The organism is Streptomyces sp. NPDC018026, from assembly GCF_044327745.1.
GTDB lineage: Bacteria > Actinomycetota > Actinomycetes > Streptomycetales > Streptomycetaceae > Streptomyces > Streptomyces rubrogriseus.
The window spans coordinates 902,015-925,208 of sequence record NZ_JBIRFY010000001.1 but is presented as its reverse complement, the minus strand read 5'-3'; the positions used below and the strand labels follow the sequence as shown (position 1 = coordinate 925,208).

The 23,194-nt window shown below is 71.9% G+C and carries 16 protein-coding genes; 4 read left to right on the top strand and 12 right to left on the bottom strand.

The features are described 5' to 3' along the window. Positions 1 to 18 precede the first annotated feature (18 nt). Genes ACH4D3_RS03785 through sucC form a run of 3 tightly spaced genes read right to left on the bottom strand, consistent with a single transcriptional unit; the run spans position 19 to position 3,679 of the window. Positions 19 to 1,581: an aldehyde dehydrogenase family protein gene (locus ACH4D3_RS03785; RefSeq protein ID WP_398315968.1), complete on the bottom strand. Its 1,563-nt coding sequence runs from the start codon at positions 1,579 to 1,581 to the stop codon at positions 19 to 21. After that, on the bottom strand, positions 1,578 to 2,513 hold the full coding sequence (sucD, locus tag ACH4D3_RS03780) for a succinate--CoA ligase subunit alpha (RefSeq protein WP_398315966.1): 936 nt from the start codon (positions 2,511 to 2,513) through the stop codon (positions 1,578 to 1,580). Before sucD ends, ACH4D3_RS03785 begins: the two co-directional genes overlap by 4 nt. Before the next feature lie 14 nt (positions 2,514 to 2,527). Next, a complete protein-coding gene (gene sucC, locus ACH4D3_RS03775) occupies positions 2,528 to 3,679 on the bottom strand; it encodes an ADP-forming succinate--CoA ligase subunit beta (RefSeq protein ID WP_398315964.1) in 1,152 nt (383 codons plus the stop codon). A 143-nt stretch (positions 3,680 to 3,822) separates the two neighbouring features. On the opposite strand from sucC, the gene ACH4D3_RS03770 reads away from it, so the two are divergent. The 4 genes from ACH4D3_RS03770 to ACH4D3_RS03755 all read left to right on the top strand — a co-directional run bounded on the left by ACH4D3_RS03770 (position 3,823) and on the right by ACH4D3_RS03755 (position 10,410). Then, positions 3,823 to 5,505 carry a thiamine pyrophosphate-binding protein gene (locus tag ACH4D3_RS03770; protein WP_398315962.1) on the top strand — a complete coding sequence of 561 codons (1,683 nt, stop codon included), beginning with the start codon at positions 3,823 to 3,825 and terminating at the stop codon, positions 5,503 to 5,505. Between the two features lie 11 nt (positions 5,506 to 5,516). After that, a complete protein-coding gene (frc, locus tag ACH4D3_RS03765) occupies positions 5,517 to 6,758 on the top strand; it encodes a formyl-CoA transferase (protein ID WP_398315960.1) in 1,242 nt (413 codons plus the stop codon). 4 nt (positions 6,759 to 6,762) lie between these two features. Further along, positions 6,763 to 8,907 carry an acetate--CoA ligase family protein gene (locus ACH4D3_RS03760; protein WP_398315958.1) on the top strand — a complete coding sequence of 715 codons (2,145 nt, stop codon included), beginning with the start codon at positions 6,763 to 6,765 and terminating at the stop codon, positions 8,905 to 8,907. Between the two features lie 123 nt (positions 8,908 to 9,030). Then, a complete protein-coding gene (locus tag ACH4D3_RS03755; RefSeq protein WP_398315956.1) occupies positions 9,031 to 10,410 on the top strand; it encodes an OFA family MFS transporter in 1,380 nt (459 codons plus the stop codon). Positions 10,411 to 10,489: 79 nt separating this feature from the next. Here the strand turns inward: ACH4D3_RS03755 and ACH4D3_RS03750 are convergent, their stop codons facing one another. The 9 genes from ACH4D3_RS03750 to ACH4D3_RS03710 form a co-directional block, all read right to left on the bottom strand. Then, positions 10,490 to 11,704 (bottom strand): sugar phosphate isomerase/epimerase family protein, encoded by a 1,215-nt coding sequence (locus ACH4D3_RS03750; protein WP_398315954.1) that lies wholly within the window; start codon positions 11,702 to 11,704, stop codon positions 10,490 to 10,492. 114 nt (positions 11,705 to 11,818) lie between these two features. Continuing rightward, the gene (locus ACH4D3_RS03745) at positions 11,819 to 13,216 is read right to left on the bottom strand and encodes a nucleotide pyrophosphatase/phosphodiesterase family protein (RefSeq protein ID WP_398315952.1); all 1,398 of its coding nucleotides are present in this window, start codon (positions 13,214 to 13,216) and stop codon (positions 11,819 to 11,821) included. Then, the gene (gene eboE, locus ACH4D3_RS03740; RefSeq protein WP_398315950.1) at positions 13,213 to 14,388 is read right to left on the bottom strand and encodes a metabolite traffic protein EboE; all 1,176 of its coding nucleotides are present in this window, start codon (positions 14,386 to 14,388) and stop codon (positions 13,213 to 13,215) included. Before eboE ends, ACH4D3_RS03745 begins: the two co-directional genes overlap by 4 nt. 3 nt (positions 14,389 to 14,391) lie before the next feature. Then, positions 14,392 to 15,240, bottom strand: coding sequence for a TatD family hydrolase (locus ACH4D3_RS03735; RefSeq protein WP_398315948.1), 849 nt, complete (start codon positions 15,238 to 15,240; stop codon positions 14,392 to 14,394). Continuing rightward, entirely contained in the window at positions 15,240 to 15,977 is a 738-nt protein-coding gene (locus ACH4D3_RS03730; RefSeq protein ID WP_398315946.1) for an EboA domain-containing protein, read from the bottom strand. The genes ACH4D3_RS03735 and ACH4D3_RS03730 overlap by 1 nt, the downstream gene beginning before the upstream one ends. Positions 15,978 to 15,990: 13 nt before the next feature. Then, positions 15,991 to 16,929 (bottom strand): sugar phosphate isomerase/epimerase family protein, encoded by a 939-nt coding sequence (locus ACH4D3_RS03725; protein WP_398315944.1) that lies wholly within the window; start codon positions 16,927 to 16,929, stop codon positions 15,991 to 15,993. Continuing rightward, positions 16,926 to 18,005: an SCO3242 family prenyltransferase gene (locus ACH4D3_RS03720; protein ID WP_398315942.1), complete on the bottom strand. Its 1,080-nt coding sequence runs from the start codon at positions 18,003 to 18,005 to the stop codon at positions 16,926 to 16,928. Before ACH4D3_RS03720 ends, ACH4D3_RS03725 begins: the two co-directional genes overlap by 4 nt. After that, positions 18,002 to 19,195 (bottom strand): inositol-3-phosphate synthase, encoded by a 1,194-nt coding sequence (locus ACH4D3_RS03715; protein WP_398315940.1) that lies wholly within the window; start codon positions 19,193 to 19,195, stop codon positions 18,002 to 18,004. The genes ACH4D3_RS03720 and ACH4D3_RS03715 overlap by 4 nt, the downstream gene beginning before the upstream one ends. Before the next feature lie 140 nt (positions 19,196 to 19,335). Next, the gene (locus ACH4D3_RS03710) at positions 19,336 to 23,052 is read right to left on the bottom strand and encodes a ThuA domain-containing protein (RefSeq protein ID WP_398315938.1); all 3,717 of its coding nucleotides are present in this window, start codon (positions 23,050 to 23,052) and stop codon (positions 19,336 to 19,338) included. Positions 23,053 to 23,194 lie beyond the last annotated feature (142 nt).

Sequence of the window (23,194 nt, the reverse complement as noted above, 5' to 3'; positions counted from 1 at the left end):
CCGTCCCCTTCCCCCCCGTTACGGCATGAGGTGGTGGTCCGGGAAGTTCCCCGGCAGCCGCTCCCCCGCCGGTCCGCGGGTCACGGCGCGCACCAGCAGCTCGCCGCCCACGAAGGCGCCCCGCCAGGACGCCCCGTGTCCGCCGAACAGCTCGTCGCGGTCCCCGCGGGAGCGCGGTACGCCGTGGCCGACCTTGAACGCGCGGATCTGCGGCGCCAGCCTGTCGTACGTCGCCGGGTCGTCCGTGGACAGCGTGGCCACCAGGGCGCCGTTGGAGGCGTTCATCGCGGCGAGCAGCTCGGCCTCGGTGTCGACCAGGACGATGGTGTCGACCGGGCCGAAGGGTTCCGCGTGGTGCAGGGGTGAGGAGCGGGGCGGGTTGAGCAGGGTGACCGGCTGGACGTAGGCCGAGGTGTCCTGGCCGGGCAGGAACCGGGCGTCGGCCGCGCCGGCGCGGTGCAGCGGGACGGCGCCCCGGTCGACGGCCTCGGCGACCTGGTCGTGCAGCTCCTTGGCCTTGGCCGCGTTGATCACCGGGCCGAAGTCGAGTGCCGGGTACGGGTCGTCCGGCGCGGCCACGGCGAGCGGGTGGCCGACGCGCAGGGTGCGAACGGCCGGGAGGTACGCCGCGAGGAACGCGTCGAACCGCTGCCGCTGGACGACGAAGCGCGGGTAGGCGGTGCAGCGTTGCTTGGCGTAGTCGAAGAGCTTCGGGACGACCCGGGTGAGCGCGTCCCAGTCCGTGAAGTTCCAGATGCCCCAGGTGTTGAGTCCTTCCTGTTCGAGGATGTGCCGCTTGCCGAGGTCGGCGAGGGCGGTGGCGACGTGCGCGCCGGTGTCCCGGCCGCCGACGAAGGAGACACAGCCGATCTCGGGCGCCCGGACCAGTGCCTGGGACAGCTCCCGGCCGCTGCCGCTGAGGAGGGTGACGGGAAGTCCTTCGCGGGCGGCGAGTGCGCAGGCCAGGGTCAGGCAGGCTACTCCGCCGTCGGTCGGGGTCTTGGCGATGACCGCGTTGCCCGCCAGTGCCTGGATGAGCAGGGCGTGGACGAGGACGCTCATCGGGTAGTTCCAGCTGGCGATGTTGGACACCGGGCCGTCCAGCGGAGCGCGCCCGTCGAGCATGTCCTCGATGCCGTCCAGGTACCAGCGCACGCCGTCGACGGCCCGGTCGACATCGGCCGTCGCCGACCGCCAGGGCTTGCCGATCTCCCAGACCAGCAGCAGCGCGAGCAGTTCGCGGTGCTGGGCGAGGGCGTCGAGGGTGGCCGCGACGCGGGCGCGGCGCTCGGGCAGCGGGACGTGGCGCCAGGCCCGGTGCTGGTCGAGCGAGGCGCGTACGGCGTGGTGGGCCGTGGCGGCGTCGATCCGGGGCGGGCCTGCGATCGGGGTGCCGTCGACCGGGCTGGTGGCCGGCAGGACCCGGCCGTCCGCCCGCCAGCCGGCGTCCCAGAGGTTGAGGACGCGGTCGTCGCGGAAGGCCTCGGGGGCGACGGCGCGGCAGCGGTGCCAGGAGTCGGTCCAGGAGGTGCCCGACTTCAGGGTGCGGGGCGCGGTGTCCGCAGCGCCGGCCGCCGTCATGCGCGGGCTCCGTCGCGGGCCGCGCCGTCCGGTGCGGCACCTCGGGGTGCGTCGAGTACGTCGAGTGCCTTGAGTACGTGCCGTGCCGTCTCGGTCGGTGTGCTCCCGACCCGTACGCCGGCCGACTCCAGCGCCTCCTGCTTCGCCCGCGCCGTGCCCGAGGAGCCGGAGACGATGGCGCCGGCGTGGCCCATCGTCCTGCCCTCGGGCGCGGTGAAGCCGGCGATGTAGGCGACGACGGGCTTGGTGACGTGCGCGCGGATGTGGGCCGCCGCGCGTTCCTCCGCGTCGCCGCCGATCTCGCCGATGAGGACGATCAGCTCGGTGTCGGGGTCGTCCTCGAAGGCGGCGAGGCAGTCGATGTGACTGGTGCCGACGACCGGGTCGCCGCCGATGCCGACGCAGGTGGAGAAGCCGATGTCGCGCAGTTCGTACATGAGTTGGTAGGTGAGGGTGCCCGACTTGGAGACCAGGCCGATGCGGCCGGGCTTGGTGATGTCGGGCGGGATGATGCCCGCGTTGGACTGGCCGGGGGTGATCAGGCCGGGGCAGTTGGGGCCGATGACGCGGGTGCCCTTGGCCCGGGCGTGGGCGGTGAGGGCGACGGAGTCGTGGACCGGGATGCCCTCGGTGATGACGACCGCGAGGCCGATACCGGCGTCGGCGGCCTCGACGACCGCATCCTGGGCGAAGGCGGGCGGCACGAAGACGACCGTGACGTCGGCGCCCGTGCGTTCGACGCCCTCGCGGACCGACCCGAAGACCGGGACGTTGCGGTGGTCGAAGTCGACGGTGCGGCCCGCCTTGCGCGGGTTGACGCCGCCGACGACGTCGGTGCCCGCGGCCAGCATGCGGCGGGTGTGCTTCATGCCCTCGGCACCGGTCATGCCCTGGACGAGGACCTTGCTCTCCTTGGTGAGGTAGATCGCCATGTCGTCCTGTCTCCTTATCCGGCTTGTCCGGCGGTGGATGCCGCGGCGGCGAGCCGGGCGGCACGGCGGGCGGCGCCGTCCATGGTGGTGGCCTGTTCGACCAGGGGATGCGCGTGTGCGTCGAGCAGGGCCCGGCCCCGCGCGGCGTTGTTGCCGTCGAGGCGTACGACGAGCGGTTTGGTGAGCCGGACCTCGTCGAGGGCGCGCACGATGCCGTCGGCGACCGCGTCGCAGGCGGTGATGCCGCCGAAGACGTTGACGAGGACGGACCGCACGTCGGGGTCGGAGAGGACGACCGACAGCCCGTCGGCCATGACCCTGGCGGAGGCGCCGCCGCCGATGTCGAGGAAGTTGGCGGGGCGGGCACCGCATCCGGCGACCACGTCGAGTGTCGACATGACCAGCCCGGCGCCGTTGCCGATGACGCCGACCTCGCCGTCCAGCTTGACGTAGTTGAGGCCCTTGGCACCGGCCCGCGCCTCCAGGGAGTCGGCGGCCTCCTGCTTCGGCTCGCCCCAACGGGACTGCCGGAAGCGGGCGTTGTCGTCGAGGGTGACCTTGCCGTCGAGGGCCACGATCCGGCCCTCGGCCGTCCTGACCAACGGGTTGACCTCGACCAGGAGGGCGTCCTCGCGGACCAGTACCTTCCACAGCCGCACCAGCGTGTCGACGGTCTGCGGGGGCAGGCCCGCGGCGTCGGCGATGCGTACCGCGGTGGCCGTGTGCACGCCCGTGGCGGGGTCGACGGGGATGCGTGCCACGGCCTCGGGCCGCCGGGCGGCGACCTCCTCGATCTCCATGCCGCCCTCGGCGGAGGCGATGGCGAGGAAGCCGCCGGACGCCCGGTCGAGGACGTAGGAGACGTAGAACTCCCGCTCGATGGCGCAGGGTTCGGCGAGCATGACGGTGTCGACCGGGTGCCCCTTGATGTCCATGCCGAGGATGTGCCGAGCCGCCTCCTCGGCCTCGGCGGGGTCGGCGGCGAGCCGCACTCCGCCCGCCTTGCCGCGGCCGCCGGTCTTCACCTGCGCCTTGACGACGGCGCGGCCGCCGAGTGCGCGGGCGATCTCCCGGGCCCGTTCGGGCGAGTCGGTGACCTCGGCCCTCGGGACCACGATCCCGTGTTCCTTGAAGAGTTCCCTTGCCTGGTGTTCGTACAGGTCCATCTCGGCTCCTGACTGAAAGTGCCGCACGCCCCCTGGACACCACCCACCGGATGCGGGATAACAAGCTTCATACAGTATTCGTCGACTGTATGCAATGTACCGCGAGAGCGCCCCAACCCCTCGTGAAGGGACAGGACTTCGCCATGCCCGACGACACCCAGGACGTCATCTCCGGCGGCCACCTCGTTGCCAAGGCACTCAAGGCAGAGGGGGTCGACCGCATCTACACGCTGTGCGGCGGCCACATCATCGACATCTACGACGGCTGCGTCGACGAGGGCATCGAGGTCGTCGACGTACGCCACGAGCAGGTCGCCGCGCACGCCGCCGACGGATACGCCCGTATCACCGGCAGGCCCGGCTGCGCGGTGGTCACCGCGGGGCCGGGCACCACCGACGCCGTGACCGGGGTCGCCAACGCCTTCCGCGCCGAGTCGCCCATGCTGCTGATCGGCGGTCAGGGCGCGCACACCCAGCACAAGATGGGGTCGCTCCAGGACCTGCCGCACGTCGACATGATGACGCCGATCACCAAGTTCGCGGCGACCGTGCCGGACACCGCCCGCACCGCCGACATGGTGTCGATGGCGTTCAGGGAGTGCTACCACGGGGCCCCGGGGCCGTCCTTCCTGGAGATTCCGCGCGACGTGCTGGACGCCAAGGTGCCGGCGGAGAAGGCGCGGGTGCCGCAGGCTGGGGCCTACCGCGCCTCCACCCGGTCGGCCGGTGACCCGGAGGCCGTCGAGAAGCTCGCCGACCTGCTGGTGCACGCCGAGAAGCCGGCCATCCTGCTCGGCAGCCAGGTGTGGACGACCCGCGCGACCGAGGCCGCCGTCGAGCTGGTCCGCACGCTGAACGTCCCGGCGTACATGAACGGCGCCGGACGCGGCACCCTGCCGCCGGGCGACCCGCACCACTTCCAGCTCTCCCGCCGCTACGCCTTCTCCAACGCCGACGTGATCGTCATCGTCGGCACCCCCTTCGACTTCCGGATGGGCTACGGCAAGCGGCTCTCCCCGGACGCGACCGTCGTGCAGATCGACCTCGACTACCGCACCGTCGGCAAGAACCGCGACATCGACCTCGGCATCGTCGGCGACGCGGGACTGGTGCTGAAGTCGGTGACCGAGGCCGCGTCCGGACGGATCAACGGGGGCGCGGCGAAGCGCAAGGAATGGCTGGACGAACTGCGCGCGGCCGAGCGGACGGCGCTGGACAAGCGGCTGCCGCAGCTCAGGTCGGACGCCTCCCCCATCCACCCGTACCGGCTGGTCAGCGAGATCAACGACTTCCTCACCGAGGACTCGATCTACATCGGCGACGGCGGCGACATCGTCACCTTCTCCGGGCAGGTCGTGCAGCCCAAGTCACCCGGCCACTGGATGGACCCCGGCCCGCTCGGCACCCTCGGCGTCGGCGTCCCCTTCGTGCTGGCCGCCAAGCAGGCGCGGCCCGACAAGGAGGTCGTCGCCCTCTTCGGCGACGGCGCCTTCTCGCTCACCGGCTGGGACTTCGAGACCCTCGTCCGCTACGACCTCCCCTTCGTCGGCATCATCGGCAACAACTCCTCGATGAACCAGATCCGCTACGGCCAGGCCGTGAAGTACGGCAAGGAGCGCGAGCGGGTCGGCAACACGCTCGGCGACGTGCCGTACGACCGGTTCGCACGAATGCTCGGCGGCCACGGCGAGGAGGTCCGCGACCCCGCCGACATCGGCCCCGCGCTGCGCCGCGCCCGCGAGTCCGGCAAACCGTCCCTGATCAACGTCTGGGTGGACCCGGACGCGTACGCCCCCGGAACCATGAACCAGACGATGTACAAGTGAGGTGACCCCCCATGACAGGCACGCCTGCGAAGGCTCTTGAGGGCATCCGCGTCCTGGACATGACGCATGTGCAGTCCGGGCCCTCGGCGACCCAGCTGCTCGCCTGGCTCGGCGCGGACGTCGTGAAGCTGGAGGCGCCGCACGGCGACATCACGCGCGGGCAGTTGCGCGATCTGCCGGACGTCGACTCCCTCTACTTCACGATGCTCAACTGCAACAAGCGCAGCATCACCCTGAACACCAAGACCGAGCGCGGCAAGGAGATCCTCACCGAGCTGATCCGACGCTCGGACGTCATGGTCGAGAACTTCGGACCGGGCGCGGTGGACCGGATGGGCTTCACCTGGGACCGCATCAAGGAGATCAATCCACGGATCGTCTATGCCTCCATCAAGGGGTTCGGCGAGGGCCCGTACACCGCGTTCAAGGCGTACGAGGTCGTCGCGCAGGCCATGGGCGGATCGATGTCCACCACCGGTTTCGAGGACGGGCCGCCGCTGGCGACGGGGGCCCAGATAGGGGACTCGGGCACGGGCGTGCACGTCGTGGCGGGCATCCTCGCCGCGCTCTACCAGCGGGAGCACACCGGACGTGGCCAGCGGGTGAACGTGGCCATGCAGCACGCGGTGCTCAACCTCTGCCGGGTGAAGCTGCGCGACCAGCAGCGCCTGAGCCATGGTCCACTCGCCGAATATCCCAACGAGGACTTCGGCGACGAGGTTCCCAGGTCCGGCAACGCGTCCGGCGGCGGGCAGCCGGGGTGGGCGGTCAAGTGCGCGCCGGGCGGCCCCAACGACTACGTGTACGTCATCGTCCAGCCGGTCGGCTGGCAGCCGCTCAGTGAACTGATCGGCCGGCCCGAGCTGGCCGACGACCCCGAGTGGGCGACCCCGCGGGCCCGGCTGCCGAAGCTGAACAAGATGTTCCAGCTGATCGAGGAGTGGTCGTCCACCCTGCCCAAGTGGGAGGTGCTGGAGCGGCTCAACGCCCACAACATCCCGTGCGGGCCGATCCTGTCCACGAAGGAGATCATCGAGGACGAGTCCCTGGTCGCCAACGAGATGGTCGTCACCGTCCCGCACCCCGAGCGGGGCGAGTTCGTGACCGTGGGCAGCCCGCTCAAGCTCTCCGACTCCCCGGTGGAGGTGACCGGTTCACCGCTGCTCGGCGAGCACAACGAAGAGGTCTACGTCGGCGAGCTGGGCCTCGGCGACGAGGAACTGCGGCTGCTCAAGTCGAGCGGGGTGATCTGACGTGATGGCCGAGGACCGCCTGGCGCGGGTGCGCGGGCTCCTGGACGCCGTACGGGCCGAGGGGCGCACCGCGCTCACCGCACCGGAGGGCAAGGTGCTCGCCGACGCGTACGGGATCGCCGTACCGGGCGAGGAGCTGGCGCGGGACGTCGACGAGGCGGTGGCGTGCGCGGCCCGGTTCGGCGGAGCCGTGGTGATGAAGATCGTCTCGCCGGACATCCTGCACAAGACCGACGCCGGCGGTGTGGTCGTCGGGGTGGAGGGCGCGGCGGAGGTGAGGGCGGCGTTCTGCCGGATCGTCGACAACGCGCGCGCGTACGACGCCTCCGCGCGGATCGAGGGCGTGCAGATCCAGGAGCTGCTGCCGCAGGGGCAGGAGGTCATCGTCGGGGCGGTCACCGACCCGACGTTCGGCAAGGTGGTGGCGTTCGGGCTCGGCGGGGTGCTGGTCGAAGTGCTGAAGGACGTCACCTTCCGGCTGGCTCCCGTGGACGCCGACGAGGCGCTGTCCATGCTGGACTCGATCAGGGCGGCCGAGGTGCTGCGCGGGGTGCGCGGGCGGGCCGGGGTGGACCGGTGGGCGGTGGCGGAGCAGATCCGCCGGGTCTCCGAGCTGGTCGCCGACTTCCCGGAGATCGCCGAGGTGGACCTGAATCCCGTGATCGCCACGCCCGGGGGTGCGGTCGCCGCCGACATCAGGGTGATCCTGGCGACCGGCACGCCGAAGGAGCGGCGCCGGTACACACGCGAGGAGATCCTCACCTCGATGCGCCGCCTGATGCAGCCCGCGTCGGTCGCGGTGATCGGCGCGTCGGGCGAGCCGGGGAAGATCGGCAACTCCGTGATGCGCAACCTCGTCGACGGCGGCTTCGCGGGCGAGATCCACCCGGTGAACCCCAGGGCCGATGACATCTTGGGCCGCAAGGCGTACAAGAGTGTCACCGACGTTCCCGGTGAGGTGGATGTGGCGGTCTTCGCGATCCCCGCGCGGTTCGTGGCGGCGGCCCTGGAGGAGGTGGGGCGCAAGCGGATCCCCAACGCCGTGCTCATCCCCTCCGGCTTCGCCGAGACCGGGGAACAGGCGCTCCAGGACGAGATCGTGGCGGTCGCCGAACGGCACGGCATCCGGCTGCTGGGGCCGAACATCTACGGCTACTACTCCACCTGGCAGGACCTGTGCGCCACGTTCTGCACGCCGTACGACGTCAAGGGCGGCGTCGCGCTGACCTCGCAGTCGGGCGGCATCGGCATGGCCATCCTGGGCTTCGCGCGGACGACGAAGACCGGCGTGTCGGCGATCGTGGGGCTGGGCAACAAGTCGGACCTGGACGAGGACGACCTGCTGACCTGGTTCGGCGAGGACCCGCACACCGAGTGCATCGCGATGCACCTGGAGGACCTCAAGGACGGCCGTGCCTTCGTCGAGGCCGCGCGCGCGACCGTGCCGAGGAAGCCGGTCGTGGTGCTCAAGGCGGGGCGTACGGCGGCGGGCGCCAAGGCGGCCGGGTCGCACACCGGGGCACTGGCCGGGGACGACGCCGTGTACGACGACATCCTGCGGCAGGCCGGCGTCATCCGGGCGCCGGGGCTGAACGAGATGCTGGAGTACGCGCGCGCGTTGCCCGTGCTGCCCGCCCCCAAGGGCGACAACGTGGTCATCGTCACCGGCGCCGGCGGCAGCGGTGTGCTGCTGTCCGACGCGGTGACGGACAACGGGCTGTCGCTGATGGAGATTCCGCCCGACCTGGACAGGGCGTTCCGCGCCTTCATCCCGCCGTTCGGTGCGGCCGGCAACCCGGTGGACATCACCGGGGGCGAGCCGCCGTCGACGTACGAGGCGACGATCCGGCTCGGCCTGGAGGACCCGCGCATCCACGCGCTCGTCCTCGGCTACTGGCACACCATCGTCACGCCTCCCATGGTGTTCGCCGAACTCACCGCGCGCGTGGTGGCCGAGTTCCGCGAACGCGGCGTCGAGAAGCCCGTGGTGGCCTCCCTGGCGGGCGACGTGGAGGTGGAGGAGGCGTGCCAGTACCTCTTCGAGCGCGGCGTCGTGGCGTATCCGTACACGACCGAGAAGCCGGTGGCGGTCCTGGGCGCGAAGTACCGGTGGGCGCGGGCCGCGGGGTTGTTGGGGGGCGGTTCATGACGTGAGACGGCGAGGGGCCGGCCGACGGGTGCGCGTCGGCCGGCCCCGGGGACCCGCGCGCGCACGAAAGGCATTGGACAGGGGGCGCTGGCCAGAACTTTCGACGCTAGGGGTGCAAACGACATGACAACCACCGATGTCACACGGGTCGCCGCCTACCGGGAGGTGACCGACAGGAACGGACGCCTCTACCGCGTGGGCGAGTCCGACATCGACATCATGGGGCGCAAGCGCAAGTGGATGGTGATCCTGCCCTGGATCGGGATGATGGGCATCTCCTCCGCCGAGTACGCGTTCGCGTCCGCCGAGGACACGCTGCACGAGGCCCACCACTGGTCCAGCGGCAGCATCTACTGGATGATGACCGCCTGGGTGTTCTGCCAGGCCGCGGTCGCGTTTCCGGCGGGGCGGCTGCGGGAGAGCGGCAGGCTGCCGGCCCGCTGGGCGATGATGCTGGGGTCGGCCGGCACGCTGCTGGGCTATCTGTCGCTGGCGTACGCGCCACATGTCTCGCTCGCCTTCATCGGGTTCGGCGTGTTCAGCGGCATGGGTGCCGGCATGGTGTACGCGACCTGCGTCAACATGGTCGGCAAGTGGTACCCGGAGCGCCGGGGCGGGAAGACCGGCTTCGTCAACGGCGGTTTCGCCTACGGCTCGGTGCCGTTCGTCTTCATCTTCCACGGCTACATGGACACGTCCAACTTCCGCTGGGTGCTGGTCTCGGCGGGTGTCCTGCTCGCCGCGATGGTGGCGGTCGCCGGCTTCTACTTCCGGGACCCGCCGAAGAACTGGTGGCCGTCCGCCGTCGACCCGCTGAACCCGCCGGCCGACCCGCGGGCCCGGCGTTCACTGGAGAAGAACCCGCCGGCCGTCAAGCAGTACTCCCCGATGGAGGCCTGGCGGACCGGCCGGGTGGCGCTGATGTGGTTCTGTCTCGCCTGCACCTCCGGCGTGAACATCTTCGGCATCGCCTTCCAGGTCGACATCGGCGAGGAGGCGGGCTTCGCGGCCGGGATCGTGGCCACCGCGATGTCGCTCAAGGCGATCGTCAACGGCACCGGACGCGGCGTCATCGGCTGGCTCTCCGACCTGTACGGCCGCAAGCGGTGCCTGCTGTACGTGTGCGCCATCCTGGGCCTCGCCCAGTTCGGCATCATCTGGTCGGCCGAGATCAAGAACCTGCCGCTGTTCCTGATCTTCTCCGCCGTCTCCGGTTTCGGCGGCGGTGCCATCTTCCCGATGTTCGCCGCGCTGACGGCGGACTACTTCGGGGAGAACAACAACGCCACCAACTACGGGATGGTCTACAGCTCCAAGCTGGTCTCCGGCCTGGGCGCGGGCATGGGGTCCGTGGTCGTCGGCGCCTGGGGCTACAACGGTGCCTTCAGCCTGGCGGGCAGCATCTCGATCTTCGCCGGGTTCGTGGCGCTGTTCCTGCAGCCACCGGGACGCTCGAAGGGCAAGCGCGTCACGCCCAATCCCCAGCCGCTCGGCGAGGGATGAACCGACGGAGGCTTCTTCGCACGGACCGGGCGGCCCCTCCCCAGAACGCTGGGAGGGGCCGCCCGGTCCGTGCTCCGGGTCAGTGGCGCCGCTTGCGCAGGGCGGCCAGGTTGTCGTAGCTGATCTTGGCCTCCCGCAGGGACTGCGAGGGATCGGTGGCACTCGGGGAGTTGTCGTCCTCGATCATCGGGTTGTGGTAGTTGCGCTGTCCGACCCGGGAGAAGAACGTCGTGTAGTCGATGACACCGGTACCGAACGGCACCATGTCGTAGCCCATGCCGTTGGTGGTGCTGACCACGCCGTCCTTGGCGTGGAAGAGCGGGTAGCGCCGGTTGTTGCGGACGACCAGGCCGGCCGGGTCGAAGACGTTCTTCCGGGTGGAGCCGTCGTGGGCGGTGTACTCGTGGAACTTGTACTGGGCGACGTGCGCCCAGAAGATGTCCATCTCCAGCCAGACCACCCGCGGGTCGGTGATCTTGAGGAAGTACTCCAGCTTCCGGATGCCCGAACTGCGGGTCGGCCGGCCCTGGTCGTCCAGCGGGCCACCGTCGAGCAGGAAGCCGTAGGCGCCGTCGTGGTTGTGGGTGTAGAGCTTGATGCCCTCCCGGTGGGCGATCGCGCCGAGGGCGTTCCACTTGTCGGCGGCCACGTCCCAGTCGGCACGGTAGGAGCTGCCGGTCGGGTCGCCGCCGGTGCCCATGTGGTCCATGCCGAGGATGTTGGCGATCTCCAGGTGCTTCTTGAAGGTGTCCTTGTCCGCCTGGGTCAGCGGCCAGGAGGACGGGATGAAGCCGTGGTTGCCCTGGGCGCGCAGCCCGTAGTCGTCGAGCCAGGAGCGCAGCAGCCGGGCGCCCTGGACGGACTCCAGGCTGGCGCCGCCCGGCGCGTTGGCGTGCTGGTTGTATCCGGCGAACTCCACCTGGCGGTAGCCGTGGCGGGACAGCTGCTTGAAGACCTCGCGGAAGCCGGAGGGCAGGTCGGAGGCGAGGGGGTCGCGGGCGGTGGCGTCGCGGACGGTGTAGAGGATGATGCCGCGCTTGTCCGCCGGGACGAGGATCTGCCCGTGGCCGTGCCCATGGCCGTGGTCGTGGTCGTGGTCGTGGTCTCTGCCCCGGTCGTGGGCGAGCGCCGGGGAGGCGCCGAAGACGGGCGCGGCGACGGCTCCGGCGGCCACTGCGGTGCAGGTGCTGAGGAAGCGGCGCCGGTTCACGCCGAGGGAGCGGCGCAGGCTCTCGCCCGGGCCGTCGGCGGACGGGTCGGCGTCGGTGCGGGAGGAGTCGGTGAACGGGGTCACGGATGCCTGCCTTCTGGGTCGTGGCCTGCGCCGATGCGGTTCGGGCGGGCCGTTGTCAGTGCCGTGTGTTTCACTCTCAGTAGTCGGAATTCGGCGGGCGTACCGGGTGGTGCGTCAGCCGAGTCCGGCCAGCCGGAGCAGGAGTTGTTTCACGTCGGTGGCCGCGACGCGGTCTCCGACAGCGCGGGGGGTGGAGCAGATGAGGAGCGGACCGTCGTCGTCGCTCGCGGGGAGGCGGCCGTGGCTGCCTCGAATAGGTGAGGCGTCCAGGGGCACGACCGCCATGCGGTAGCGCATGCCGAGCTTCTTGCGGGCCAGTGCGCCGGCCGCCTTGACCTTGACGTAGGGGTCGTGCGGGTCCATGAACAGTTCGACCGGGTCGTAGCCGGGTTTGCGGTGGATCTCGACGAGCTGCGCGAAGTCGGGCGCGCGGTCGTCGTCGAGCCAGTAGTAGTACGTGAACCAGGCGTCCGGCTCTGCGACGGCGACCAGTTCGCCGGCCCGCGGGTGGTCGAGGTGCTGGGCCTTCTTGCCCTCGTCGTCGAGGAGTTGCTCGATGCCGGGCAGTCCGTCCAGGGCGGCACGGGTGGCGTCGAGGTCCTCGGGGCGGCGGACGTACACGTGGGCGATCTGGTGGTCGGCGACCGCGAAGGCGCGGGAGGCCATCGGGTCGAGGTACTCCATGCCGTCCTGGGTGTGCACCTCGAGGAGTCCGGCGCGGCGCAGGGCGCGGTTGATGTCCACGGGCCGGCTGACGGGGGTGATGCCGTACTCGGACAGCGCGACGACGGTGCGGCCCTCGGCGCGGGCGTCGTCGAGCAGTGGGGCCAGCGCCGCGTCGAGGTCGGCGGCGGCCTTCAGGGAGCGCGGGTCGTCGGGGCCGAAGCGCTGCAGGTCGTAGTCGAGGTGGGGGAGGTAGCACAGGGTCAGGTCGGGGTGCCGGGTGGCCATGATGTGCCGGGTGGCGTCGATGATCCACTGGCTGGAGACCAGGTCGGCGCCGGGTCCCCAGAAGTGGAAGAGGGGGAAGGTGCCGAGTTTGGCGGTGAGTTCGTCGTGCAGGGCCGGGGGCCTGGTGTAGCAGTCGGGTTCCTTGCGGCCGTCGGCGTAGTAGACGGGACGGGGGGTGACGGTGATGTCGGTGTCGGCGCCCATGGCGTACCACCAGCAGATGTTGGCGACGGTGTAGCCGGGGTGGGCGCGGCGGGCGGCGTCCCAGAGTTTGTCGCCGGCCACGAGTCCGTTGTGCTGGCGCCACAGCAGGACGTCGCCGAGTTCGCGGAAGTACCAGCCGTTGCCGACGATGCCGTGCTCGGAGGGCATGGTGCCGGTCAGGAAGGTGGACTGGGCCGCGCAGGTGACGGCGGGCAGCACGGTGCCGAGCGGCGCCCGGGAGCCGGACTGGCCGAGCTGCTTGAGGTGGGGCATGTGATCGAGGAGACGGGGGGTGAGGCCGACGACGTCGAGGACGAGGAGGGGGGTCGGTCCGTCGGAGGGGGTGGGTCGGGTCATGGCAGTTCCTTCAGGCCGAGGTCCGTCAACAGGTCGCGGGCGAGGGTCAGCTCGGCGGCGATGCCGTCGGTGAGCTGGGCGCGGGCGCGGGGCCGCAGCTCGGGCGGGAGGGCCTGCCAGGTGTAGGTCTCGACCTCCAGGTTGCGGGTGAGGGGGTGCGGGCCGCCGACGAGCCGGGTCAGCGCGGCCTTGAGGACCGGAAGGGTGGAGGTGAGGGGCGCGGCGGGGGCCGCGTGCAGGGGGACGTGGAAGTGGGCGCGCCAGGGTGCGGTGCCGGGCAGCGGGCCGCCGTCCGCGAGGGCCTCGTCGAGGTCGTCGGTGCCGTGCAGGCCGCCGGAAGGGGTGGTGGTGCGGGTCTGGTGCAGGAAGCGCGGCTCGGCGAAGGCGGCCAGGGCTTCGCGGACCGCGGGGTCGGCGGGGTGTTCGGCGTGCAGTGCGGCGGACAGCTGGGACTTGACGATGGGCACGCGGGCGGCCGTGAGGGCGTCCAGGGCGGTGTGCGGGTCTTCGAAGGAGGTGGCGAGGTGGCAGGTGTCGACGCAGACGCCGATGCGGTCGTGGGCGATCGCGGTCAGCGGGGCGATGGCGTCGTGGGTGGTCTCGACGACGCAGCCGGGTTCCGGTTCCAGGCCGACGCGGATGGAGCGGCCGGTGAGTTCCTGGAGCGCGTCGAGGCGTTCGGCGAGGGTGCCGAGGGCGGCGCGTGCCTGGTCGGCGCGGTTTTCGTCGTACGCGGTGCGCCAGGCCAGCGGCAGGGTGGAGATGGTGCCGTCCGTGACGTCGTCGGGCAGCAGTCCGGCGAGGAGACGGGCCAGGGAGGTGGTGTGTTCGAGGCGTTCGGGATCGGCCCAGTCCGGCTTGTAGACGCGGTACTTGACCTCTTCGGCGCCGAAGCCCTCATAGGGGAAGCCGTTGAGGGTGACGACCTCCAGGCCGCGCCGGTCGAGTTCGGTGCGCAGGCCGCGCAGCGCGGCTGGGTCGGTGACCAGGGCGTGGGCGGCGTCGCGGGCGAGCCACAGGCCGATGCCGAGGCGGTCGCGGCCCAGGCGTTTGCGGACCGGCTCGCAGTGGTCGCGGAGCTGGGCGAGGACGCCGTCCAGGGTTTCGGCGGGGTGCACGTTGGTGCAGTAGGCGAGGTGGACGGTGGAGCCGTCGGGGTGCCTGAAGCGCATGGCTCACTCCCCGCCGCGCAGGATGGAGTTGCCCTCGTGCGTGGCGTCCCCGGCGGCCACGTCGAGTTCCAGGCGCCCGCTGAGCCCGTAGAAGGCGACGGGGTTGCGCCACAGCACGCGGTCCACGTCGTCCTCGGTGAAGCCCTCGGCGAGCATCAGGTCGCCGACCTTGCGGGTCTTGAGCGGGTCGCTCTTCCCCCAGTCGGCGGCGGAGTTCACCAGGACCCGCTCCGGACCGTACTCGCGCAGCAGGGCGACCATCCGGGCCTCGTCCATCTTGGTGTCCGGATAGACGGAAAAGCCGAGCCAGGCGCCCGAGTCCTTGGCTTCCTTGACGGTGGTCTCGTTGAGGTGGTCGACCAGGACCCGCTCCGTCGGCAGCGCGGACTCCCGGACCGCGTCCAGGGTGCGGCGCAGGCCGGCGAGTTTGTCGCGGTGCGGGGTGTGCACGAGGGCGGGCAGCCCGTGGTCGGCGGCGAGCTGGAGCTGGGTGGCCAGGGCGGTGTCCTCGGCGGGCGTCATCGAGTCGTAGCCGATCTCGCCGACCGCCACCACCCGGTCCTTGACGAGATAGCGGGGCAGCTCGTCGAGGACGGGCAGGCACCGGGGGTCGTTGGCCTCCTTGGGGTTCAGGGCGATGGTGCAGTGGTGGGCGATGCCGTACTGGGCGGCGCGGAAGGGTTCCCAGCCGAGCAGGGCGTCGAAGTAGTCGCGGAAGGAGTCGGGCGAGGTGCGGGGCTGGCCCAGCCAGAAGGACGGCTCGACGAGGGCGCGGACACCGGCCGCGTACATGGCCTCGTAGTCGTCGGTGGTGCGGGAGGTCATGTGGATGTGGGGGTCGAAGATGCGCATCAGGACTCCTTGCCGTGGGGGTCGGCCGTGCCGGGCGCGGGGCGTCCGGACTCGGTCAGGGCCAGGACGCGGTGCAGGTCTTCGGGGACGGTGCGGTCCGCGGCGGTGCGTTCGGCGGCGTAGTCGGCGAGCATGCGGGCGAGTTCGTCGTCCCCGCGGGACCGGCGGGCGAGGTCCGCCACGCTGTCGACGGGGACACCGGTGAACAGGCACTTGAGCACGGCGTGCCGCCACTGGTGGCCGTCGAGGTGCCGGGCGGCGTACGGGCCGAGGGCGGCGGCGACGAGCCGGGTGTCGTTGGTGCGCAGGGCGTCCTCGACGAGCGGGAGGGCGTCCGGTCCCGGCACCAGGTGGGGCAGGGCGTGCAGGACGGCGCGGCGTTCGTCGGCGGTGCCCTGGGAGTACACCCGGGTCAGGGCGCCGGTGTCGGCGCGGGCGGCGTGCAGGACGAGGACGCGTGCGGCGTCGGCGTGGGCGGGCCCGCAGCGGCGGCCGGCCTCGGCGAGGCGCAGTTCCCACACCGAGATGGGGCCGTGGGTGCCGGGGTGGGAGGCGGCCTCGTCGAGGGCCTGGTCCAGCCAGGCCCGGGCGGCTCCGCCGAGCCGGGCGGCGAGGGCGGCGCGCAGGTCGGCGGGCGGGACGTGGGCGGGGGTGGTGCCCTGGGGGTCCTGCCCGTCGGGAGTGCCGTCCGCGTCCTGGGTGTCGGGGGTGACGTGGGCGGTGTGCGGCTGCGTCATGGTGCGGCTCCCTTCAGTGGGTGGCGGAGGGCTCGCCCGAGCGGTTGGTGCGGGGTGGTGCCGGGGCGGCCCGGCGCAGGAACGGGAGGGAGCGTTCGGCGAAGTGGGGACCGGCGTGCGAGTGGCGGGGCAGTTCGACGACGGTCAGGCCCTGGTAGCCGGTGGCGGCGAGGGCCTCGAGGACGGGCGGGAAGTCGATCTCGCCGTCACCGAAGGGGAGGTGTTCGTGGACGCCGCGGCGCATGTCCTCGATCTGCACGTGGCGCAGCCAAGGGGCGGCGGCGCGCACGCAGTCGGCGGGAGGGAGCGGTTCGAGGCACTGGCAGTGGCCGATGTCCAGGGTGAGTCCGAGGTGTCCGGGATCGCCGAGGGCGTGGCGCAGGGTGTGGAAGTCGGCGAGGGTGGCGAGCAGGTGCCCCGGTTCGGGCTCCACCGCGAGGGGGACGCCCGCGGTGGCGGCGGCGTCCAGGACCGGCGTGAGGGCTTCGGCCAGCCGCTTCCAGGCCGTGTCCTCGTCCGTGCCCACCGGGGTGACGCCGCTGAAGCAGTGCACGGCGTGGGCCCCGAGTTCGGCGGCGACGTCGACGGCGCGCAGCAGGAGGCCGGTGCGGCGGGCGCGGTCCTCCGGGTCGGGGTCGAGCAGGGAGGGTCCGTGTTTGCGGCGCGGGTCGAGCACGTAGCGGGCGCCGGTCTCCACGGTGACGCCCAGACCGAGGGTGTCCAGCCGCCGGGCGAGGCGGCGGGTGCGGGCGGCGAGGTCGTCGGCGAGGGGGTCGAGGTGCATGTGGTCGAGGGTCAGGCCGACGCCGTCGTACCCGAGGTCGGCGAGCAGGGCGAGGGCGTCGTCGAGGCGGAGGTCGGCGAGGCCGTTGGTGCCGTAGCCGAAGCGGAGCGGGTGGGTGGCGGGACCGTCTCCGGCCCCGTTCGGCCCCTGGTTCGGGTTCCGGCTCACGTGATGCTCACCTTCCTCATGGCGGACCTCTTCGCGAACCGCCGGCCGGCCGGCGCGAGGGCCGCCACCAGCAGGGACGTGGCGCCGGCACCGGAGCGGGCGGCGAGCGCGGCCTGGAGCGGGATCGTGGCCCGGATGCCGCCGCCCACGGCGCGCTGGGTGAGCGGGGGTGAGGGGTTGAGCGCGGCGTGGAAGTAGGGGCGGGCGGCCGTCGCGGCGTAGGCGGCGCCCAGGGCGGCCGCGAGGGCGTCGGTGACGGTGGGTGCCGGGGTGGAGCCCGACAGGCCGGGGGCGGCTGCTGCCCGCCGGCCTGCCGGGAGTCGGGTGCGGCGCCGGGCGACCAGGCCGGTCAGTGCGCCCGTCGTCGCGAGGGCGGCGAGCGGGGCCAAGACGGAACCGCCGGTGGTCTCCCGGCGGGAGACGGCCGTGACCGCGAGGGTGTGGCTGCCGAGCAGGGCGGCGGAGGGCAGCGCGGCACGGGTGCCGCCGCCGGTGGCGGCCGCGCCCAGGAGCAGGTCCAGCCCGCGGGCGGCCGCCATGGCCGCGGGGCCGGCCGGAGTGTGCTTCAGGCGGAGGTCGTAGGCCCAGACGGTGGCCGCCAGCGGCGCCGCGAGGGCGAGGGCGGGACGTCCCGCACCGGCCGCCAGCGCCAGGCCCGCGCCGGTGAGCACCCCGGCGGCGGTGAGGGCGGCGGCGGGGCGGATACGGCCGGACGGGAGGGGGCGGTGCGGGCGTTCCGCGGCGTCCTCCGCGCGGTCGGCCCAGTCGTTGAGGGCCATGCCGGCCTCGTACAGGCACAGGGAGGATCCGATGGCGAGCAGGGTGCGGGGCCCGGGGCGCGCACCGGCGGCCGCCGCGCCGGCCAGGGCGTCGCCGGGGACGGTGAACAGGGCGGGCAGCCGCAGCAGTTCGGCCCAGGCGCCGAGGCGGGCGGAGCGCGTGCGGGGAGCGGGCGGGGTGCGAGGCTCGGGACGATCGGAGGGAGGTGGGGTGTCCCGGGAGCCGGCGGCGTCGGCCTGCGGTGCTCCGGGCTCCCGTGCGGTCGTCGCCCGGTCCGTGGCGACGGTGCGGTTCATCGCCGCGCCCCGCGATCGCCGGTGGCGTCGGATTCGGCGTCGGCGTCGGAGTCGAGGGCGGCGCCGTCGGCCAGCCGTCCGGCGAAGCGTTTCAGCTCCGTGTACTGCTCGGCCAGGGACGACGGTCCTTCCCCCACCGGGTCCTTGAAGAAGAAGCCCAGTTCGCCCAGGGGTCCGGACAGGCCCCGCTCGTGGGCGCGGGCGACCAGGCGGGCCAGGTCCAGGACGAGCGGTGCGGCCAGCGACGAGTCGCAGCCCTGCCAGGTGGTCTGGAGGAACATGCGGGCGCCGAGGAAGCCGTCGAAGGCGATGTGGTCCCAGGCGGTCTTCCAGTCGCCGAGCGCGGGCACGTCGTCGATGTGGACCTCGCCCTCGACGGGCGCGCCGAGGGTGTCGGCGAGCACGCGCTCCTTTCCGGCGTTCTTCGCCGCGGCGGCCGCCGGGTCGGCGAGGGCGGCGCCGTCGCCCCCGCCCAGGAGGTTGGTGCCGGACCAGGCACGCACCGCCAGCGCCCGCTGCGCGAACATCGGGCCGAGCACCGAGCGCAGCAGGGTCTGCCCGGTCTTGCCGTCGCGGCCCGCGTAGGGCAGGCCGCTCGCGTCCGCCTGCGCGGACAGCGCCGGGTGGTGCAGGCCGGTCGACGGGGTGAAGTTGACGTACGGGCAGCCGGCCCGCAGGGCGGCGGCCGCGTACAGCGAGCTGGCGGGGAGGGCGCCCCCGGCGGGCGCGGGTTCGGTGGAGGCCACGTTCACCACCACCGTCCGCTCCGCACCCGAGCGGCGCGCGAAGTCGGTGATGTCCGCGGCGAACGCGGCGATCAGCTCCTCCTCGCCGCGGGTGTCGCCGGGCAGGGGGCCGCCGGGGCGGATCTCGCGGTCGGCCGCGGCCAGTTCCGCGTGCACGGCGGAGGGCAGTCCGTGCGGCAGCACGCCACCGTCGGCCAGGGCCTCGGCCCGCTTGGGCAGGGGGCAGTCCACGGTGTCGTGACCGCCGAAGACGAGGGCCGGGAGGGCGGTCAGTCCCGCGTCGGCGAAGTCGGGGGATTCGGTGACCATGCCGGTCGGCGGGTGCAGCCCCGCGGTCACGGCGGCGCAGCCCGCCACCACCGTGGTGGCGACGGAGCCGCGGGCTCCGATCAGCCAGACACCGGTACGGGAGCCACGGGAGGAAGCAGAGGGGGACGCGGACATGGGCAGCCTCCTTGTCGAGCGCGTCGGGCACACACGAGCGGTGGTACGGCCGGGAGGTTTGGTTCGGGGTGACGGCGGGCGGAGGTCCGGCGTCCTCCGCCCGCCGCCGTTCCGGTCGCCCCCTCAGGGGCGGGTCCGCCCTAGGAGGGCAGTTCCTTGAGCTGGATGTTGCGGAAGGAGACCTGGTCGTCGGCGCCGTGGTTCTGCAGGCCGATGTAGCCGTCGGTCAGGCTCCGCTCGGGGTCCTTGTTGGTGAAGTCGTTGATCTTGACTCCGTTGAGGAACACCTGGAGGCGTTCGCCCCGGACCTTGATCTCGTAGGAGTTCCACTGGCCGGGCGGCCGCAGAACCTGGTCACGGGCCTTGATGTTCGCCGCCTTGAAGGTGTAGATCGCACCGGTGGTGCGGTCCACGGCGTCCGTGGCGTCGATCTGGATCTCGTAGCCCTTGTTGACGGCGGACCAGGGGTCGTCGGAGGCCGGGAAGCCCACGAAGACGCCGGAGTTGTCGTCGCCCCGCATCTTCCAGTCGAGCTTGAGGGAGTACGACTTCAGTTCCTTGGCCTGGTACCAGAGCAGGCCCATGCCGCCCTCGGACTCCAGGACGCCGTCCTTGACGTTGAACTTTCCGGGGCCGGCCTGCTTCCAGCCTTCCAGGGTCTGGCCGTTGAAGATGTCCCGGTAGCCCTTGGCCGGCTTGCAGTCCGCCTTGACCTGGCCGGTGGCGTACTGCATGCCGCCGAGCAGGTGGCCGCGGAAGGCCTCGTCCGCGTAGGACTCCTTGGTGTGGCCGAGGCCGGTGTAGAAGGCGCGGCCGCCCTCGTAGGGCTGGCACCAGGCGATCGGGTGGTCGCCCTTCATGTTGCCGCCCTGGTAGGTGGTCTCGTCGAGGGTGGCGAGGACCTTGGCCTGCTCACGCGGGTTGGTGCGGTAGTTGTACAGCTCGTCGGTGTGCACCCAGGCGTCGTCCAGGTGGGCGGTGGCCGGGTGGTCGTGGTCCTCGACGCGGACGGTGGCCTTCTGGATCGCCGGGTGCGAGTCGAAGTAGGCGCCGACGAGGCCGCCGTAGAACTCCCAGTCGTACTCGGTGTCGGCGGCGGCGTGGATGCCCATGTAGCCGCCGCCGTTCTTGACGTAGTTCTCGAACGCCTTCTGCTGATCGGCGTTGAGTACGTCACCGGTGGTGGACAGGAAGGCGACCGCGTCGTACTTGGCGAGGTTGGCCGTGGTGAACTGTCCGGCCTCCTCGGTCGCGGTGACCGAGATGCCGGCCGGGGTGCCCAGCTCCTTCAGGGCGGCGATGCCGGCCGGGATGGAGTCGTGGCGGAAGCCCGCGGTCCTGGAGAAGACCAGGACCTTCTTGCCGGCCTTGAACGGCTCCGTGGAGAACTCGAAGTCGTCGATGTCGAACAGCGCGCCCTCGCCGCCCCTGAAGACCAGGTAGACGTCGGTGGTCTTCTTGGGCAGGGCCCGCAGCGGCACGTCGACGTTCTGGAAGGTCTCCCAGCTGCCGGTCGGCGGGATGTACGCGGAGCCGTGCAGCGGACCGGTGGGCGAGCCGGTGCGGACCTCGACGTAGCCGCCGGCGCCGCCGGAGGAGGCCCGTACGGTCAGCTTCTTCTGCCCGTCGAACTTGTAGGGGCTGAAGGAGATCCAGTCGCCGTCGTTGATGTCGCCGACGGTCTTGCCGCCGTTGGCGCCGGTCTTGTCGATCGGCGACACGCCCTGCTGGGTGGTGAAGTGCTCGGCCTGGCGGTGCGGGGGCTGGATCACGGTGCGGGCGGTGCCGGTCAGCGCCTCCTGGCCGTTGGCCCCGCCGTCGGTGTAGCTGGCGCCGACGACGCCGTAGATGTTGGCGTTGGGGTCGTGGCCGCCGTCGCCGGGCGGCGGGTTGAGGGTGCCCTCACAGCCCATCTCGCTGGTCAGCTCGTGGGCGTGGGAGTCGTGGCCGAGGCTGTAGGCGACCTTGACCTTGGAGCAGTCGATCGTCTCCTCGGGGTCGGTGACCTTCACCTTGAAGGGGATGGGCTCGCCCATGGGCAGCAGCGTGCCGTTGCCGGGGGTCTCGATGACCACCTTGGGCTCGGTGTTGCCGACCACGATCCGGACGCTGGCGTTGCCGGTGTTGCCCTCGGGGTCCTTGGCGGTGAAGGTCGCGGTGTAGGTGCCGACCTTCTTGTACTTGTGGGTGGGGTTCAGCCCCTCGCCCTTGGTGCCGTCGCCGAAGTCCCAGCCGTAGGTGAGGTCCGGGGAGTCGGCGTCCTTGGCCGTGGCGGTGAAGGCGACCTTCAGTCCGGCCGCGCCGGAGGTCTTGTTCGCGCTCACCTCGGCGATCGGCGAGAAGCCGTCCGCGGCGTTCTCGATCCGGTACAGGGCGGAGTCCTTGTCGCCCTGGAACCAGGACAGGCCGTAGTCCAGGACGTAGAGCGCGCCGTCGGGGCCGAACTCCATGTCCATGATCTGGGTGCCGGTCCACGGGAAGTCGTTGATCTTGGAGACCGCGCCGTCCTCGGTCTGCTCGATCCGCTTGATCCAGCGGCGGCCGAACTCACCGGCGAAGAAGTCCCCGTCGTACTCCTCGGGGAACTTCACGCTGGAGTCGAGGTCGGGGTCGTAGCGGTAGACCGGGCCGCCCATCGGGGACTCGGAGCCGCTGCCGAACTCGGGCACGGAGTCGTCGTCGTAGGGGATCCACGCGGCCTGCGCGGGCGGCAGGTCGGTGAGGCCGGTGTTGTGCGGCGAGGTGTTCTTCGGGGCCGCGCAGTCGAAGGTCTCGCCGGAGGTGCCGGTGGCGAAGTCGTAGTCGACGTACGGGTCGTTGTCGCCGGTGCAGAAGGGCCAGCCGAAGTTGGCGGCCTTGGTGACCTTGGCGAACTCGACCTGTCCGGCCGGACCGCGCTTCGGGTCGGCGGCGCCGGCGTCGGGGCCGTAGTCGCCGACGTAGACCGTGCCGGTCTTCTTGTCGACGCTGATCCGGAACGGGTTGCGGAAGCCCATCGCGTAGATCTCGGGCCGGGTCTTCTCGGTGCCGGGCTCGAAGAGGTTGCCCTCCGGGATGGTGTACGAGCCGTCCTCGGCGACCTTGATGCGCAGCAGCTTGCCGCGCAGGTCGTTGGTGTTGCCGGCGCTGCGGCGGGCGTCGAAGGCCGGGTTGCGGTCGGCGCGCTCGTCGATCGGCGTGTAGCCGTCGGAGGCGAACGGGTTGGTGTCGTCGCCGGTGGAGAGGTAGAGGTTGCCCTCGGCGTCGAAGGCGATGTCGCCGCCGACGTGGCAGCAGGTGCCGCGGGAGGCCGCGACGTCCAGGACCTTCTTCTCGCTGGACATGTCCAGCGTGCCGTTGGCGTTCAGGACGAAGCGGGAGAGGCGGTTGACGCCGTCGAACGGCTTGAAGTCCTCGGCGGTGCCGTTCTCCGGGGCGTCGCCCGCGGGGGTGTCGAGCGGCGGGGCGTAGTACAGGTAGATCGCCCGGTTGTTCTCGAAGTCCGGGTCGATGCCGACGCCCTGCAGGCCCTCCTCGTCGTGGTTGTAGACGGGGATCTTGCCGGCGACCTTGGTGACGCCGCCCTGGTCGGTCAGGCGCAGTGTGCCGTCGCGGGCGGTGTGCAGGACGCTGCGGTCCGGGAGTACGGCGAGCGACATCGGCTCGCCCATCTCGGGCTCGCCCTTGGCGAGCGGTACCTGCTGGAACTGTCCCTCGGCGGCGGCCGCGGTCTCGTCGTGCTCCGGGTGGCCCGGGTGGGCTCCGGCGACGGTCGCCGGGGTGCCCACGGCCAGCAGCAGGCCGGTGAACAGGGCGAGGGTGGTGCGAAGCCTGGGGCGCCTCGCGGAGCTGGTGCCTCTGAGTCTGGTTCTGTGCACGAAGTCCCTCCGGGAACGGGTGGGCCGTACGGGATGGGTGCGAAGACGTGCGATGCGGGCGCCGGGGTGCGCCGTCACCCCGGAGGCGTGAGTGTCCTGAACACTTCAGGGACGGTAACCGCGTTCTTCCGGGGCGAACACC

Coding starts and splice junctions, on each gene's coding strand:
- ACH4D3_RS03755 (WP_398315956.1), top strand. CDS start 9,031: ATGACAACCACCGATGTCACACGGGTCGCCGCCTACCGGGAGGTGACC.
- ACH4D3_RS03745 (WP_398315952.1), bottom strand. CDS start 13,216: ATGACCCGACCCACCCCCTCCGACGGACCGACCCCCCTCCTCGTCCTC.
- ACH4D3_RS03735 (WP_398315948.1), bottom strand. CDS start 15,240: ATGCGCATCTTCGACCCCCACATCCACATGACCTCCCGCACCACCGAC.
- sucD (WP_398315966.1), bottom strand. CDS start 2,513: ATGGCGATCTACCTCACCAAGGAGAGCAAGGTCCTCGTCCAGGGCATG.
- eboE (WP_398315950.1), bottom strand. CDS start 14,388: ATGCGCTTCAGGCACCCCGACGGCTCCACCGTCCACCTCGCCTACTGC.
- ACH4D3_RS03715 (WP_398315940.1), bottom strand. CDS start 19,195: ATGTCCGCGTCCCCCTCTGCTTCCTCCCGTGGCTCCCGTACCGGTGTC.
- ACH4D3_RS03760 (WP_398315958.1), top strand. CDS start 6,763: ATGGCCGAGGACCGCCTGGCGCGGGTGCGCGGGCTCCTGGACGCCGTA.
- ACH4D3_RS03785 (WP_398315968.1), bottom strand. CDS start 1,581: ATGACGGCGGCCGGCGCTGCGGACACCGCGCCCCGCACCCTGAAGTCG.
- ACH4D3_RS03770 (WP_398315962.1), top strand. CDS start 3,823: ATGCCCGACGACACCCAGGACGTCATCTCCGGCGGCCACCTCGTTGCC.
- ACH4D3_RS03720 (WP_398315942.1), bottom strand. CDS start 18,005: ATGAACCGCACCGTCGCCACGGACCGGGCGACGACCGCACGGGAGCCC.
- frc (WP_398315960.1), top strand. CDS start 5,517: ATGACAGGCACGCCTGCGAAGGCTCTTGAGGGCATCCGCGTCCTGGAC.
- ACH4D3_RS03730 (WP_398315946.1), bottom strand. CDS start 15,977: ATGACGCAGCCGCACACCGCCCACGTCACCCCCGACACCCAGGACGCG.
- sucC (WP_398315964.1), bottom strand. CDS start 3,679: ATGGACCTGTACGAACACCAGGCAAGGGAACTCTTCAAGGAACACGGG.